General features: G+C 73.2%; 9 protein-coding genes. 4 read left to right on the plus strand and 5 right to left on the minus strand.

What is annotated here, in order from left to right:
* Position 1: 1 nt before the first annotated feature.
* From ACFWPS_RS30030 to ACFWPS_RS30040, 3 genes are all read right to left on the minus strand, one after another.
* On the minus strand, positions 2–7,030 hold the full coding sequence (locus ACFWPS_RS30030; protein ID WP_383710331.1) for an SDR family NAD(P)-dependent oxidoreductase: 7,029 nt from the start codon (positions 7,028–7,030) through the stop codon (positions 2–4).
* Between the two features lie 529 nt (positions 7,031–7,559).
* A complete protein-coding gene (locus ACFWPS_RS30035; RefSeq protein WP_383710333.1) occupies positions 7,560–10,034 on the minus strand; it encodes a beta-glucosidase in 2,475 nt (824 codons plus the stop codon).
* Between the two features lie 226 nt (positions 10,035–10,260).
* The gene (locus ACFWPS_RS30040) at positions 10,261–10,866 is read right to left on the minus strand and encodes a CGNR zinc finger domain-containing protein (protein ID WP_383710335.1); all 606 of its coding nucleotides are present in this window, start codon (positions 10,864–10,866) and stop codon (positions 10,261–10,263) included.
* 127 nt (positions 10,867–10,993) lie between these two features.
* On the opposite strand from ACFWPS_RS30040, the gene ACFWPS_RS30045 reads away from it, so the two are divergent.
* Both ACFWPS_RS30045 and ACFWPS_RS30050 read left to right on the plus strand, forming a co-directional pair.
* Positions 10,994–11,170, plus strand: a complete 177-nt coding sequence (locus ACFWPS_RS30045; RefSeq protein WP_383710337.1) for a hypothetical protein — start codon at positions 10,994–10,996, stop codon at positions 11,168–11,170.
* Positions 11,167–11,481 (plus strand): DUF6980 family protein, encoded by a 315-nt coding sequence (locus tag ACFWPS_RS30050; protein WP_383710339.1) that lies wholly within the window; start codon positions 11,167–11,169, stop codon positions 11,479–11,481. The genes ACFWPS_RS30045 and ACFWPS_RS30050 overlap by 4 nt, the downstream gene beginning before the upstream one ends.
* Before the next feature lie 89 nt (positions 11,482–11,570).
* Here ACFWPS_RS30050 and ACFWPS_RS30055 read toward each other — a convergent pair whose 3' ends face one another.
* Positions 11,571–13,403: a ricin-type beta-trefoil lectin domain protein gene (locus tag ACFWPS_RS30055; RefSeq protein ID WP_383710342.1), complete on the minus strand. Its 1,833-nt coding sequence runs from the start codon at positions 13,401–13,403 to the stop codon at positions 11,571–11,573.
* Between the two features lie 413 nt (positions 13,404–13,816).
* Between ACFWPS_RS30055 and galU the strand changes: the two genes are divergently transcribed.
* Positions 13,817–14,767, plus strand: a complete 951-nt coding sequence (gene galU, locus ACFWPS_RS30060) for a UTP--glucose-1-phosphate uridylyltransferase GalU (RefSeq protein ID WP_383710344.1) — start codon at positions 13,817–13,819, stop codon at positions 14,765–14,767.
* Positions 14,768–14,834: 67 nt separating this feature from the next.
* Here galU and ACFWPS_RS30065 read toward each other — a convergent pair whose 3' ends face one another.
* Positions 14,835–15,272: a DUF4442 domain-containing protein gene (locus ACFWPS_RS30065; RefSeq protein ID WP_383710496.1), complete on the minus strand. Its 438-nt coding sequence runs from the start codon at positions 15,270–15,272 to the stop codon at positions 14,835–14,837.
* Between the two features lie 157 nt (positions 15,273–15,429).
* Here ACFWPS_RS30065 and ACFWPS_RS30070 point away from each other — a divergent pair, with 157 nt between their 5' ends.
* A complete protein-coding gene (locus ACFWPS_RS30070; RefSeq protein ID WP_383710346.1) occupies positions 15,430–16,443 on the plus strand; it encodes a hypothetical protein in 1,014 nt (337 codons plus the stop codon).
* Positions 16,444–16,552: the final 109 nt, after the last annotated feature.

Here is a 16,552-nt window from a genome sequence, read left to right on the forward strand (position 1 = left end):
GTCACCAGCCCGAGGCGGTGTAGACGACGGCCCGCACGGACTCCTCGCCCCAGGCGAGCTCGCGCAGCAGGGCGGCGGTGCCCTCGTCGGGGTCGATCAGCTTCACCCCGCGCCGGGCGTACTCGCGCCCGAGTTCCGGGCTGACCATGCCGGTGTGGCCGCCGGTCGGCGCCCACGGTCCCCAGTGCACGGTCAGCGCCCGGTTCCCGGTGCGCTCCGCCCAGCCGGCGCCGAGGCTCTCCAGGGCGTCGTTGGCGGCGGCGTAGTCGGCCTGGCCGCGGTTGCCGAGGACGGCCGAGATGCTGCCGAACAGCACCGCGAAACCGGGCCCGTTGGGCAGTTCCTCCAGGGCGGCGAGCAGGGTGGCCGCGCCGGTCGTCTTCGTCCCGTACACCCGCTGGAAGGACTCCGGGGTCTTCTCGGCGATCAGCCGGTCCTCGATCACCCCGGCGGCGAAGACGACCCCGTCCAGGCGGCCGTGGTCGGCATGGATCTCCTTGACGGCCTGGAGTGCGGCGTCGCGGTCGCGGAAGTCGACGGCGTGGTAGCGCGCCTCGCTGCCGAGCGCGGCGAGTTCGTCCAGGGTGGCGGTGATCTCCCGCTGGGCCAGGATCAGTTCGGCCTCGCGGTTGATCTCGGCGGGCTTCAGGCCGCCGCGGGCGGCGAGGGCGGCGCGGAGTCCGGCCGGGGTGTCGGCGGCGGCGGTGTCCGGGGACTCCGGGCCGGTGGGCGCGGGGGTCCGGCCGAGCAGCTCGATCCGGCAGCGGCAGGCGGCGGCGAGGGTGGCCGCGAACTTCGCGGTGATGCCCCTGGCCCCGCCGACCAGCAGCACCACCGAGTCCCGGTCGAGGCCGAGGGCGGCGGCCTCGGCGGCCCCCTCCCCGGCCGGTCCGGCCCCGGTGCCGGCGAGCGCGCCGGGCGCCACCTCGACCAGTTCGAGGCCCTGCCGGCCGGCGGCCGTGCGCAGCACGACCGGAGCCGGTTCCGGTGCGAGCAGCTCGGCGACGAGGGCGTCGGCGACCGCCTCCGGTGCGGTGTCCCCGAGGGTCACCACCCGGGCGACGGTGTCCGGGTACTCCCGGGCCACGGTACGGAACAGCCCGTGCAGCCCGGCCGAGCGTGCCGCGTCCGCGCCGTCGGCGGGGCGGGCGGCCAGCAGCCAGCGTGGGCTCCTGGCCAGGGCCGCCCGCAGGACCGGGAAGGCGTCGGGCAGCACGGGTGCGTCGCTGCCCGGCAGCGCGCCCAGGTACAGCACGCCGTCCACGGCGCCGTCCGCCTCCCCGAGCAGGTGGTCCGCGCCGACGTTGACGGCCTCGGCGCCGTACCCGGCGAGCCGTGCGGCCACCTGCGCGCCGTCCCCGAGGACGAGGAACCGCCTGCCCGCCAGCACGGTGGCCGCATCGGCCAGGGCGTCCGGCTGTGGCAGGGCCACGGGCCGCATCTCGAACCGCTTCGGCGCCTCGCCCGAGGGGACCTCGTCGGCCGCGGCGGGCCGGGACGCCGGTACGCCCGCGCCGGGCGCCGTCGCCGGCAGGGCAGCGGTCGCGGCCAGTCCCCCGGACCCGGCGGCGGTCGCGGCCACCGGTTCGGGCGCGGCGGTCGTCCGATCGGTCGTGTCCGGGGCCGGTCCCGTCGGAGCCGGGGCCGTCTCCTGCTCGCCCGGGCCGACCCGCGCCCTCAGCCATCCGGTGACGGCCGCCGCCGTCCGCGCCTTGGCCAGGTCCTCCAGTTCGGCGTCGTCCAGGGTCTCCGCGCCGCCCGCGATGCCGAGTCGCTTCGCCAGCTCCCCCGCGATCTCGGCCCGTTTGATCGAGTCGATGCTCAGGTCCGCCTCCAGGTCGAGGTCGGGCTCGATCATGTCCACGGGATAGCCGGTGCGTTCGCTGATGATCTCCAGAACGACCCGCTCGACGTCGGCCGCAGCCTCGGGCTCGGCCGCCACCGGGGCGGGCGCGGGTGCCAGTGCGAGTGCGGGCTCCGCCGACTGCGGCTGTGCCACGACCACTTCGGCGGGCACCAGCTGCTGGAGCACCGGCGCGGCCGGCACCTGCACCTGGGTCGCACCGAAGTAGGTGAGCAGTACGTCGCGCTGGGCCGCGATCATCTCCCGGCTGGTGCGCAGGAACTCGGAGATCAGCGCGTCCCGGTCGGCCGGGGCGCCGTGCGGCTGGTTCGTCGTCACAGTCGTCGTCTCCACGACTCGTCGGGCCGGTGCGAGGGCACCGGGCAGGAGGTCTCCGGCGGCGGTGCGCACGAGCTGTCCGTCTACCGTCCAGCCCGGCCGCTTCGGCACCGGGGTGCGGACCGCGTCCACGGCGTCACGGCCGCGCAGCAGCCAGGCGGTGCGTACCGGGGCGCCGGCCACGGCCAGCCGGGCGAGCGCGTCGAGCCAGCCGCGCAGTCCGCTGCCGGCACGCGGCTCACAGGCCACGGTGGTGTGCGGGCGGTCGCCGAGGATCTGCCCGACGAGCCGGGTGAGGACGGTCCCGGGCCCGGCCTCCACGAAGACACGGGCCCCGGCCTCGTACATCGCCTCGATCTGGGCGGCGAAGGCGACGGGCGAGCCGATCTGGGCGGCGAGTTCGGCGCGTACGGCGTCGGCGTCGGGCCGGTAGGGGGCCGCGGTGCGGTTGGACCACACGGGGAACTCGGGCGGTCGTACGGCCGTGTCCGCGAGGACTTCCGCGAACCGGTCGCCCGCCCCGGCCACGACCGGGCTGTGGAAGGCGCAGGCCACCGGGATCCGCTTGGCGCCGAGGCCGGCCTCGCGCAACAGCCGTACGGTTTCGGTCACTTCTTCGGTCGGGCCGGAGACGACCGTCTGCCGGGGCGAGTTGTGGTTGGCCACGACCACGGAGGGCGGGGCTCCGGCCGTCCGCAGCGCACGCTCGACGTCGTCCGCCCCCGCGGACACCGCGGCCATGGTGCCGGGTTCGTCGCCCGCGGCGGCCAGGATCGCGGCCGCGCGTTCGGCGCTCAGTTCCAGGAGGGTCTCGGGGGTGAGGGCGCCGGCCGCGCTGAGGGCGACGAGCTCGCCGTAGCTGTGTCCGGCGGCCATGTCGGGGCGGACGCCGGCCGCCGTCAGGAAGGCGTGGGCGGCGAGGCCGGTGATGCCGAGGGCGGGCTGGGCGGCCCGGGTGTCGGTGAGGGCGGCCCGGCGGCGCTCGCGGGTGTCGTCGTCGAACGCGGCGGGCGGGTAGAGGGCGTCGGCGTGGGCGCGGCCGAGCTGGAGGTAGTGCTGGAGCTCGGGGAAGGCGATGAGGAGGTCGGCGAGCATGCCGGGGCGCTGGCTGCCCTGGCCGGGGAAGAGGAAGGCGACCTTGGCGTCGGGGCCGGCTTCGATGCCGGCGTCGGCGTCCGGCTGCGGGTCGGCCAGGTGGATGCCGGCGGCCGGGTCGTGCTCCCCCGCGAGGACGCGCCGCAGTTGTCCGGCCAGCTCGGCCACGTCGCCCGCGACCACCGCGGCCCGTACCGGTTCGTGCGAGGCGTCCGCGCGGCGGGCGGCGGCGAGCGCCAGGTCGCGCAGCCGCCAGGATCCGGTCCCGGCGGCCCGCAGGATCTCCTCGACGCTCCGGTGGGCGGCCTGCTCGTCCCGCCCCCGGAACACGAAGAGCTCGGCGGGCCAGGCGTCCAGCCCCTGCTCCGGCGGTACCGCACTGTCGTAGGCGGCCAGCACCACGTGGAAGTTGGTGCCGCCGAAGCCGAACGCGCTGACCCCGGCGACCCGTTCGGCGGGCGGGGTGGCCCAGGGCCGGGCCTCGGTGTGGAAGGCGAACGGGCTGCCGTCCTCCTGCCAGGCCGGGTTGGGGTGGTCGAGGTGCAGGGTGGGCGGCTTGACGCCGGTGTGCAGGGCGAGGGTGGTCTTGATCAGCCCGGCGAGTCCTGCGGCGCACTTGGTGTGTCCGATCTGGGACTTGACCGACCCGAGCGCGCAACCGCCGTTCTCCGCGCCCGCCTCCGCGAACACCTCGCTGAGGATGCCGAGTTCGGTGCGGTCACCGACGACGGTCCCGGTGCCGTGCGCCTCGACCAGGCCGACCCGTGCCGGGGAGATCCCGGCGCTGCGGTACGCCCGCAGCAGCGCGGCCCGCTGGCCCTCGGGGCGCGGGGCGGTCAGGCCCAGGGAGCGGCCGTCGCTGGACGAGCCAAGCCCCTTGATCACGCCGTAGATCCGGTCGCCGTCGCGCTCGGCGTCCGCCAGCCGCTTGAGGACGACGCAGGCCACGCCCTCACCGAGCGCGATGCCGTCGGCGGAGCCGTCGAAGGCGCGGGACCGGCCGGTCGGGGACAGGGCATGGACGGAGGAGAACAGGACGTAGTCGTTGATGCCGTTGTGCAGGTCGGCTCCGCCGCACAGCACGACGTCGCTGGTGCCGGCGGTGAGTTCCTTGCAGGCGACGTCGACGGCGGCCAGCGAGGAGGCACAGGCGGCGTCGACGGTGTAGTTGGCGCCGCCCAGGTCGAGGCGGTTCGCGATCCGCCCCGAGATGACGTTGGCCAGCATCCCCGGGAAGGAGTCCTCGGTGAGCCGGGGCAGCTGGTCGTCGAGGCCGTCGGGCACCTTGCCGTAGTAGGAGGGCAGGACGGCGCGCAGGGTGGCCGCGTTGGAGAGGTCGCTGCCGGCCTCGGCGCCGAAGACGACGGAGGTGCGCGAGCGGTCGAACTCCCGTCCCCGCTCGCCGTATCCGGCGTTGTCCAGGGCGCGCCGGGCGGCCTCCAGGGCGAGCAGCTGCACAGGCTCGATGTGGCCGAGGGAGGCGGGCGGGATGCCGTAGCCCAGCGGGTCGAAGGGGATCGGCGGCAGGAACCCGCCCCACTTGGACGTCGTGCTGCCGTCGGCGTGGTGCACTGCGGGATCCCAGCGCTCCACCGGCACCTCGGTGACCGCGTCGTGTCCGGCGACCACGTTCGCCCAGAAGGCGGCGAGGTCGGGGGCCTGCGGGAACATGCAGGCCATGCCGACGATCGCGATGTCGAGCGGGGCGGGGGCGGGGGGCTCGGCCTGCTTCGCCACCGCCGTCCGCTGCGCCAGGAAGCCGGCGGCCCCGTCGGTCACGGCGTGGTGCAGGGCGGCCACGGTGGTGGTCGCCGAGCGCAGCACGGCGACCTCTCCGGCCATGAACATCCCGTCGGAGAACTGTCGTTGCTCGTCCACGGCCGTCAACTCGCCGTCGCCCGCACGGTCGACGCCCTTGCTGGCGATGCGCAGCCGGCCGACGTTGAGCCGCTCCAGCTCCTCCCACACCCGCCGGTCGGGCACCCCGCTGTCCCGCAACTCCGCCTCACGCTCGCGGTAGTTGAAGGTGAACGGGCTGGGGACGCAGCGGGTGGCGTGGCCGGGTGCGGTCTCCAGGAGGGCGGTCGAGGCGGCCGCCACGACCTGGCGCTGGAAAAGGGGCTGGATCGCGCCCCGGTCCACGGCCTCCTCGGTGAAGAGGTAGGCGGTGCCCATGAGCAGGCCGACGGCCGCGCCCCGGGCGGTGAGCGGTGCGGCGAGCGTGGCGACCATCGCCGCCGAGCGTTCGTCGTGGATGCCGCCCGCGAAGAACACCTCCACGTTCTCCGCGTCCGGGAAGTCCTCCAGTACGGCGAGCTGGGCCTCCCAGAGCGGGAAACTCGCGCGGGGTCCGACGTGGCCGCCGCACTCGGAGCCCTCGAACACGAACTTCCGGGCCCCGGCGTCCAGGAACTGCCGCAGCAGCCCCGGCGAGGGCACGTGCAGGAAGGTGCTGATCCCGGCCCGCTCCAGGGCCTCCGCCTGGGCGGGGCGGCCGCCCGCGACGATCGCGTGGCTGGGCCGCAGCTCGCGCACCGCTTCGAGCTGGGCGTTCCTGAGTTCCTCGGGCGCGAAGCCCAGCACGCCGACACCCCAGGGGCGTCCGTCGAGGGCGGCCTTGGCCTCGGTCAGCATCTCCCGGGTGCGGGTGCCGTCGGCGAGGGCCAGCGCCAGGAAGGGCAGCGCCCCGTCCTCGGCGACGGCCGCGGCGAAGGCGGCCCGGTCACTCACCCGGGTCATCGGGCCCTGGGCGACGGGCAGCCGGGTGCCGAGGGCCCGGCTCATGGCGGAGGTGGCGGGCCGCAGCGCGTCGGCGGCCGTACCGGCGGCAGGCAGCGCGTCGGGCACGGCACCGGAAGCCGAGTCTGCCGGGCGCAGCGCATCAGCGGCACCGTTCCCGCGGATGGCCGCCGTCAGTTCCCGTACGGTCCGCCGCACGTTCCCCCACCGCCCGGCGAACCGGGCGGCGAGGAAGCCGTCCTGGCCCACCGGGAGCAGCTGGGTGCGCAGTTCCTCGGCGCCGAGCAGCGCGGCGACCGCGGCCGGGTCGTCGGCGGGCGGGCGCACGGCGTCCGGGCCCCGGCGGTGCAGGACCCGGTATCCGGCCACGACGGCGGTCTCGGAGCCGTCCAGGGAGCGCAGTGCGGCCGCCGTCGCCTCGGGCAGCCGGGACTCGGCGAGCAGGGCCAGTTGGCTGTCCAGGACCACCCCGGCCGCGCCGCCGGCCACCGCGGCCGCCGCGGTGTGCGGTCCGATGCCGCCGGCGGCCCAGACCGGAACCGCCAACTCGGCTTCGGAGAGCAGCTGTTGGAGGAGGACGAAGGTGCTCAGCTCGCCGACCCGGCCGCCGCTCTCGGCGCCCCGGGCGATCAGCCCGTGCGCGCCGGCCACGACCGCCGCACGCGCCCCGGCGAGGTCGGTCACCTCGGCCAGCACCCGCGCGTACGGGGCGAGTTCGGCGACGGTCCAGGGTGCGTCGGCGGCCCGGACCACGGTGTCGGGGGCCGGGCCGGGACCGTCCGGGGCGAGATCGTCCGGGGTGAGGGCGCAGCCGGCGGCGATCCGCACGCCGTACGGTCCCGGCGCCGCCCGTCTCAGCCGGGCCAGCGCCTCCCGGGTTCTTCGGTCGCCGCGGCCCAGGTCGAGGACGCCGAGTCCGCCGGCCGCGCAGACCGCTGTGGCGAGCCTGGCATCGGGTTCTCCGAAAGGGGTGATGCACATGATCAGGTCGACGGCACGCACAGGGGACGTCATGACGCTCCGAATAATCGGGAGGACAGCACGGTGGGGGATGTGTGCGGCGGAAATCTCGTGGTGAGGCCACCGGAAACTAGCGAGTTCGTTACTCGCGGGTCAATAACGGAGCTTGCCTATCGCGTCCGGTAGCATTGATTCGGCCAGCGGGAGGAATTCACCGCAAGAGCCGAAAATCCGAGCAATCCACTTCGGTGCGGCCGTCGCGCGACGCTCGGATCACTGACGGCACACCGCCACAAGCCCGTCAAAGCACCCTGGCCATTCACCCGGCACTCACCGCGGCGCAACGCGGCGTGCGACCGCACCGAGCTCTGTAAATTCGGGATGACTTCGGTCCGCTGGCTCGATCGTGGCACACCGGAAACCCAGGCTGAACGCCTCCGCGTCAACCCTCACCCAATCCTGACAAAAACCTGCCGTCAACCGCATTACTTCAAATGAAACACACAGCGGGGAAAATTCTTGTAAACCCTTGAAGTAAAGGGCCGGAGAGCCCCTGGCTCCCCGGCCGCTCATTGACAGGAGTTCAGCGGTCGCCGTCGCCCACCCGCGCGCCGGTGCGCAGCCTCAGGTCGCCCGACGAGGCACCGATCCAGACGGTCCGCCGTCCGGTGCCGAGTGTCCAGCGGTGGTGCCGCGCGTCCCAGGACGACAGGGTGCGCGCGGCCACCCGCACGGTCACCCGCCGCCGCTCCCCGGCCCGCAGCACCAGTCGCCGGTAGCCGCCCAACACCCGTACCGCCTGGTCGAGCCGGAGCTCCGGGGAGGGTCCGACGTACACCTGCGGCACGTCGGTCCCGGCACGGCGCCCGGTGTTGTGCACGGTGAACGTCACCTCCAGCCCGTCATGCGTCCAGCGTGCCCGAGGGTCGGAGTACGCGAAAGAGGTGTACGACAGACCGTGCCCGAAGGGGAAGAGGGGCCGCACGCCCTGCGCGTCGTACCAGCGGTAGCCGGCGTGGATGCCCTCGGAGTACTCCTCCACACCGTCGGCGCCGGGGTAGCGGCTCGGGTCGCCTGCGACCGGGTGGTGGTCGTCGTCGGCCGGGAAGGACTGGGTGAGGCGGCCGCCCGGGTCGCTGTCGCCGTAGAGAACGGCGGCGGTGGCGGCCGCGCCCTCCTGGCCTGGGTAGTACATCTGCAGCACGGCCCCGGTCTCCGCCAGCCACGGCATCGAGGTGCACGACGAGGTGTTGAGGACGACGGTGGTGCGCGGGTTGGCCGCGGTCACCGCGCGGATCAGCTGTTCCTGGTGGCCTGGCAGGGCGACGGTCGTGCGGTCCAGGCCCTCGGTGGCGTCCTCGTAGGCGAACAGCACGGCGTGCCGGGCGGCCCGGGCGGCGGCCACCGCGTCGGCGACGTCCCTGGCGCGGGTCGCGCCGGTGCTGCGCCGCAGCCGGAACAGCAGACCCGCGTCGCCGCCGTCCGCCGTGATCTTCAACGTGTGGGCGCCCCGGGCGAGTTGAAGCGTCTTCCGGCGGACGCCGAGGCCGTCGGGGGCGACGGCGACCAGGCCGCCGGAGAAGTACTCGCCGTATCCGGCCGCGAGCGGGAAGAGTTCCTCGCCGTCGAGCAGGACCTTGGGGCGGGCGATGGCCGCGGAGGAGAAGTGGAGTACGAAGGTCCACTCGTCGCCCTCGGCGACGGTGAGCGTGCCGTCGTACTCCCAGGTCTTCCCGGCGGCCACCTGCTGCCCCTCGCTCTTGAGGGCGGGACTGAAAGCGGACGCGGGTACGGCCTTGCCGAACAGGTCCTCGCCGAGGGTGTAGGTGACCGTGGAGCGGGTGCGGGCCCTGATGGCGTCGAGGGGGCTGTCGGCATGGTCGGGGACGACATGGGCGCTGCCGCCGCCGCTGACGAAGGGCAGTGAGCCGGTCGGTCCGATCACCGCGACGCTGCCGCCGTCCAGCGGCAGGGTGCGGTGCTCGTTGCGCAGCAGGGTCGCGCCGGCCTTGGCGACCTCCAGCGCGACGGCGGCGCCCGCCGCGGCGTCGCGTCCGGGGCGTGGCGGGGCGCTGCCGTCGAGGAGGCCGAAACGGTCCAGCACGGTGAGGATCCGCCGTACCGCCCGGTCGACGTACCGCTCGGGCACGCTGCCGTTCTGTACCGCCGACTTGAGGGCCGTACCGAAGTAGGTGCCGTCGGGCATCTCCATGTCGAGGCCGGCGGTGATCGCGGCGGCGGTGCTGTGGGCGGCGAACCAGTCGGTCATCACCCAGCCCCCGAAGCCCCACTGGTCGCGGAGGATGTCGGTGAGCAGGGTCCGGTTCTCGCACGCGAAGGTGCCGTTGACCTTGTTGTAGGAGCCCATGACCGCGCCGGTGCCGGCGTCCACCGCCGCCTCGAAGCCGCGCAGTTCGAGTTCGTGCATGGTCTGTTCGTCGGCGTGCACGTCGATCGAATTGCGGTTCTGCTCCTGGTTGTTGAGGGCGAAGTGCTTGACGGTCGCGATCAGGCCCTCGCCCTGGATTCCCCCGATCTCGGCGGCGACCAGGTCGGCGGCGAGCAGCGGGTCCTCGCTGAACGTCTCGAAGTTGCGCCCCGCGTAAGGGGTGCGGATGAGGTTGACCATCGGGGAGAGCAGCACGTCCTGGCCGAGGGCGCGGCCCTCGCGACCGATCACCTGGCCGTAGCGGCGGGCCAGTTCGGGGTCGAAGGCGGAGGCGAGCAGGACGGGGGCGGGCAGGGCGGTGGCGTGCTCGGTGATGCGGACACCGGCCGGGCCGTCGGCGAGTCTGAGGGGCGGGATGTCCAGCCGGGGGACGCCGGGCACGTAACCGGCCTGGCCCAGCGAGCCGGGGTCGTCGGCCCCGTGCAGCAGGGAGATCTTCTCGTCGAGCGTGAGTCTGGCGAGCAGCCCCTCGACGCGGGGGCCGGCCCCGGCCCCGGGTCTGTCCGCCGCGGCGGCGGGCGTGGGCGGGACGAGTCCGCCGGTGGCCGCGGCGGCGACCGCGACGGCCGTCAGTCGCAGGGCGGATCGCCGGGAGACGGTTTCGGACATGAGCCGTCACTCCTTCGGTGTGCGGGCACGACGATGTGGACCGCGAAGGCGCCGGGGCCGCAGGACCGCGTTCGACCTGTGAACGCAACGACCGCCACCGGACCTTGACGATCAGTCAGCCGCACCACCGGCGTTCCGGAAACGTAGATCCGGTGGTGACTCGTGTCAACGATCTGAACAAAAGACGGTCGGAAGCCGACAAGAACCGAAAACGGAGAGCCTGCTGTCAGACCTGGTCCGTACCGGCCCGCTTGCGCGCACGGTAGTTACGCAGGTTGGCCGCGTTGCCGCAGACGTGGACGTCGTGCCAGACGCCGCTGTTGTTGCGGGAGCGGTCGTAGAAGGCGACCAGGCAACGGGCGTTCCGGCAGGACTTCAGGCGGCGCAGGGTGTCCGTGCACTGCGCCCGGTAGACCTCGACCAGGGCGAGCGACGCCACCTGCCGCCATCCCGTGCCGCGGGGCTCCGCATGGACGGCCCCGTGCTCGTCCAGCCGCAGCGCAGTGGGCAGGGTCATCAGCGAAGCCGCCGGGCCGGGCTCCGTCGCCGGGTCACCGGACCGGGCCTGAAGGCTCTGGACCAGGTCGTCACGGAAGCCGCGGAGGCCCTGTACGTCCTCGGGGATCAGTTCGATGCCGGGTGCGGGACGGCGGGTCGCCCCGCTCCAGCTCTCCCGTGCCTGGTCGAGCCAGGCACGGGCAGCCTCGTCGGTCTGCAGGAGGTCGGGCTCGCGCGGCCTGCCGGCGGACCGGGTGTTGAGCAGGTCCTGCACGAAGGCCAGCCCGCCCGGGGCAGGCTCCAGGCCGTATCGGACTGTCGCGGTCCAGGACATTCGCGGATCTCTCTCGGTGACGGCAGCGGTAGGAACATGCCCATAGCCTGTTCACTTATTACTTTTCACAGTTTCACACCCGGCGGGGTGCATCGCCCGGGCGAGTCACGGACAGAGGCATCACCCCTTGGCCGACCTCGCCGCGGTCCTGCCGGTCTTGCGCACCGCCGGACAGGGCCCGGCATTCGCCGTGCCGCAGAAGGCGCCCCTGGCGATCGCCGGAAGTTCCGACTGGCGCTCGGCGGACGACGAGTTTGATCTACTACTGCTCGGAGCGCAGATCAACGAGGAACCGAGGTCATGACCAACCACTGCTGCGAGGCGATGAACAGCCGCGTCAACGTGTCCTGCGACCGGCACGATGACCCCCTCGCCTGCCCGGACGCGCTCATCGCCTTCAGCGCCGAGTTCCAGGAGTACGGCCTGGTCGTCCATGACGGCGGCACATCGAGCATCACCATCGCGTTCTGCCCCTGGTGCGGCCGGCGTCTCCCCGAGTCGCAACGGGACCGGTGGTTCGACGAACTGGAACGCCGCGGCATCGATCCCTGGGAGGACGAGATCCCCGCCGAGTTCCGCGACGACCGCTGGCTGGCTTCGCTCCCCCGGGAATGACACCCCTCGCCGCACGACCGCGTCCCGGGGGCCGGTTCGCACCGTCCCCCCGGGGCCGGCCGGGCAGGAAGGAGACGCGGGGCCCGGCGCTAGCCGAGCAGGCCGCCCACCCCGCTCACGGCGTCCGGAACGGAGCCCAGGACGTCCGTCACGGTGGCCGGTACCGAGTCCAGGACATCACCGACCGCCTCGGTGAGCGGGCCCACGGGCTCGCGGGGCGCGGTCGGGGTGACGGCGACCGGACGCTCACGGGTGCCGGCCTGCGCGACCCGCGTGCCGTACGGCTCCTGCGGTTCACCCGTCTGCGGCTCCGGAACGGGCGGGGGCTCGGGGATTCCCGTCGGCTCGGCCTTCCCGGGCGCGGGTGGTGCGGAGTGCGTGGCCCGAGGCGTCGCCGCCGCACCGCCGCTCCCCGACTCCAGGTCCCACCGCTGCCGCACCGCCCCGTTCCGCCGGGCCACGACCACCCGCGTGCCGTCCGCGGCCAGCACGAGGTCCTTGTCCCAGCGCAGCAGGAGTTCGCCGCGCACCGTCAGGTCGTACGACACCTCCCCCGCGTGCACCAGACAGCCGGAGACCACGACGCTGTGCGGACCGGGGTCGGCGGCGAGGCAGAGGGTGGGGTCGAGCGCGCTGCGCAGCAGGCCGTCGTCCTGGTACGACCACTGCTGGGACCCGGTGTCCGAGCAGCGGCCGAGCCTCAGTTCCGCCCCGGTCCGCACCTGGCCCCCGCGCACGTCCAGGCAGAGCCCGGCGTCGAGGCTGCGCAGCCTGCCGTGGGCGATCTCGACGGGCTCGTCCACCGAGGCCGGGGACGGGGAGGCCTCGGAGGGCGGGTTCGCGGCGGGGCCGGGCCGGGTGGTGCCGCCGCTGGGGGCTCCCCAGGTGGTGGTGCCGGGGTGCGGGACACCGTTGTCATCGGACCAGCCCTTGGCCACGAGCACGGTGGCGAGCAGCACGAGGGAGACCAGACCGGCACCGGCCAGCACGGCCTTGCGCCGTCCGCTCTCGGAGCCGATGCGGTGCCGTGCGCCGGGCACCCCCGCGGGTGCGGGTTGGCCGCCGGCCGGCCAGGCCTCGACGGCCGCGCCGTGGCCGGGCCGCGTGTCGAGGTAGCGGCGGGCGCCCCAGCCGAGCACGGTCTCGGCGAGCAGCACCTCCAGGCCGCCGTCGAAATGGCTGAGCTGTTCGGCGGCGAACCGGCAGTACCGGCATTCGGTCAGATGCCGTTGCACATCGGGGAGCAGAGATCCGCCCCTGCGAATGGGGACGTCGAGGAGCCGGTTGTAGAAGCGGCATTCCTTCGAGGGCGCGAGTTCCCGGTGGGCGCGCACCAATCCGGTCCTGAATTGTTCACGGGCCTGGTCGAGGGCGGCCGTCGCGGTTGCGGTGTCGACACCCAGCAGACCAGCGGGTATGTTTATGGGTTCGGCTTCGGCCTCGGAGTGCCAGAGGAGGCATTGCGAGGCTCCCGGAAGAGCCTGGAAAGCGCGTTCGGCGAGTTGCCGCCTTTCGGGGGTTCCGGGTCTCGCGGCGCTGAGCCCACGACCGCCGGTGGTCTTGCGCAGTTCCGGTGCGACCACCGAAATGGCTTCGTCGGCGGCCCAGGCGCGGACCGTCTCCCGTACCGCCACCAGGAGCTGGGGGCGCAGGGCGCCGCCCACCGCGCCGCCGGCCAGTCTGCCGAGGACCCGCTCGAAGGCGGCGCTGGCGACGAGCTGGGCGGTGGGCGTGGCGGCGGCGAGACAGACGACGGCGTAGTCGCAGGTGGCGCGCCAGTGCCGGGCGAGCAGCAGGGCGACGGCATGATGCCTGGCCGCGGGGGCCCCGGTGAGCTGGGCGATGAGATCGCGGTCGGACTCCCCCGGGGTCGAACCGGGGCGAGGCGGGTAAGGCGGGCGTGGGGGGTAGGGGGATTGCACTGAACCATTTCCTTCCGAGCCGCAGGACGGCATGCGAAATGGCGCCCTGACGGAATGCAGTGCTGATTGGTGCGTACCTTTAGGGTCCATAACGGCCGGCCTGCCGGCCGTGCCGTTCTGCAACCCCTCCCGCGGGGTGGCTCACCTTTGCACACAGGCCTCACAGGAAACAAGAAGTTGAGGTGACCTAAGTTCAAAGAGACGGGAATTCAGATAAGTTACCGGCGGTATCCTGGCCCGGCCGGGATTCAGCGGTCGCACAGGTTCAACTTGTGTGCGCCACGGACCCGATGGCACACGAAATCTTCAACTCCCGGACGGCCGGGGTCACCCGCGGCGGAACGTGGAGTTCCACAGCCGCCTCCCACGTTTCTCCCGGCGCTCTCTCATCCCGGCGGGCCAGCATGTGGCGCATGATCGCCCCCCACTCCTCCCCCGCTCCCACGTCCCCCCGGCCGGTCCGAAAGGCCGTCGTGCCGGCCGCCGGGCTCGGCACCCGGTTCCTGCCCGCCACCAAGGCGACACCGAAGGAGATGCTGCCGGTCGTCGACAAGCCGGCCATCCAGTACGTCGTCGAGGAGGCCGCCAAGGCCGGGCTCGACGACATCCTCATGGTCACCGGCCGGCACAAGCGGGCCATCGAGGACCACTTCGACAACGCCTTCGAGCTGGAGCAGGCGCTGGCCGCCAAGGGCGACACCGTGCGCCTTGACGCCGTACGCGATCCCGCGCGGCTCGCCGACATCCACCACATCCGCCAGGGCGACCCGCTCGGCCTCGGCCACGCGGTGCTGTGCGCCAAGCACCACGTGGGCGACCAGCCCTTCGCGGTACTCCTCGGCGACGACCTGATCGACGCCCGCGAGACCCTGCTCAGCCAGATGCTGGACGTCCGCGACCGCTACCAGGGCAGTGTCGTCGCGCTGATGGAGGTAGACCCGTCCCAGGTGCACCTCTACGGCTGTGCCGCCGTGGCGCCGACCGGCGAGGACGGCGTGGTGAGGGTGACCGGTCTGGTGGAGAAGCCGTCCCCGGAGAAGGCACCGAGCAACTACGCGGTCATCGGCCGCTACGTCCTGGACCCGGAGGTGTTCGACGTCCTGGAACAGACCGCGCCCGGCCGCGGCGGCGAGATCCAGCTGACCGACGCGCTGCAGGATCTGGCCGCGGCCGGCACGGTGCACGGGGTGGTCTTCGACGGACTGCGCTACGACACCGGCGACAAGGCCGACTATCTGCGCACGGTGGTCCGGCTCGCCTGCGAACGCCCGGACCTGGGGCCCGAGTTCACGGCGTGGCTCAAGGAGTTCGTGGCGGGACTGGAAGAGGACGGGGCCGGGCGCGAAGAAAGCCGCGCCGCCTGAGCGGCCCCTGTTCAGGACGGGGTGAGGGCTCGGCGGCCCTCGCCCCGTCCGGCGTTCGCACAGCCGGTCAGCCGTTGGGACGCAGCGTCCAGACGACCGTCATCTCACCGGTGACCGCCCCGTCCTCGCGCGTGATGGCGACGGCGACCGGGAACTCGGGGCGCTTGCCCTCGTCGAGTTCGGCGACGACGTCGGCGATCGGGCGGCCCAGCGTCGCGGTGGCCCTGACCGGGCCGAGGGCGACCTTCTTGTAGGCGATCTCGGCGCTGACGGCGAGCGGTACGGCCCGGGCGAGCTGGTCGCCGAAGGCGGCCAGCACGATCGCGCCGCTCGCGGACTCGGCGAGGGTGAACATCGCGCCCGCGTGCGGACCGCCGATGTGGTTGTGGAAGTCACCCTGGTCCGGCAGGGACAGCACGGCCCGCTCCGGAGTGGTCTCCAGGTACTCCAGGTTGAGGGTCCGCACCATCGGGACCGTGGCGGCGAGCATCTCGCCGATCGACATCTGGTCAGTGCTCATGACGGGCATGTTACTTACGAGTAGCAGAATCTGGCCAGAGTCGATGCAATGACCGTTGTCACGCCTCTCGCCTTCGGGGATTCGGGCGGCGACCTCCGCGGCAGGCTGAACGACATCCCGGGCGGCACTAGGGTTACGAGCCATGTGGCCAGAACAGCAGCCGCCAGGGGGCGAGCAGTACCCGCAGAACAACCCGTATCAGCAACCGGGTTACCAGCAGCCGAATCCGTATCAGCAGCCCGGCTACCAGCAGTATCCGCAAGCGGGCGGGTACGGCCGGCAGCCGCAGTGGGGCCCGCCCGGGCCCGCCGGCGCTCCGCAGGCACCACAGGGCGGCGGCGGGGGCGGCGGCGACCGCACGAAGCTGGTCGCGATCATCACGGCGACGGCCGTCGTGGTGGCGGCCGGGGTGACCGGGTTCCTGGTCCTCGGCGGCAAGAAGGACGACAAGGCGGACACCGGCAAGAACCAGCAGGCGACCCGTTCGCCGGCCGTCTCCGCCCCGGCCTCCGCCTCCGCGTCGACGGACGACGATCCGCGCGGTGCCGACGGGACCGAGAAGCCGACGGTCGCGGGCTGGAAGACCGTCGTGAACCCCAAGTGGGGCACGGCCTTCGACGTGCCGGCCGACTGGGAGGTCCTCACCTCGGGGACGTCCGTCGGCTTCGAGGACAAGGACGGCAAGCCGATCATCACGATGTCGGCGCCCGCCCAGTACAAGTCGAAGTGGTGCACGAGCGACGACGACAAGGACGGCAGGACCGAGGACACGGCCCTGGCGGCGGTGGGCACCAAGGGCGAGAGCGGCGCGAAGACCGCGGGTGACGCGGCCGTCCGGGAGGTCCCCTGGTGGGTGTACGGCGGCTACACGTACCCGGACAAGAAGACCATCACCTACGACAAGAAGGCCACCGCCTACACCACCGCGTCGGGCCTCAAGGGCGCCTACGCCTGGGCGCGTTCGACGAACAGCCCGCAGAAGGGCAAGTGCGCGGGCGACGGCAAGGCGATCACCTTCGGCTTCGAGAACTCGGCCGGCGACCTGGTGTCGTGGGACTTCTACGGCGCCAGGGGAGTCAACGGCGAGGTCCCGACCGCGACGATCATGAAGATCCTCGGCACGGTCAGGCTGCACGGCACCCCGACGGGGGGCTGACGCCGGCCGCGGACCGGATACCCGGGCATCCGACACCGGCGGACCGGAGGACGGGGGACTGGATACCGGGGGACTGGATGCCCGGGAATCGGATTGGCAAGGCGGACTT

It is taken from the genome of Streptomyces sp. NPDC058457 (assembly GCF_042720695.1).
Classification (GTDB): Bacteria; Actinomycetota; Actinomycetes; order Streptomycetales; family Streptomycetaceae; genus Streptomyces.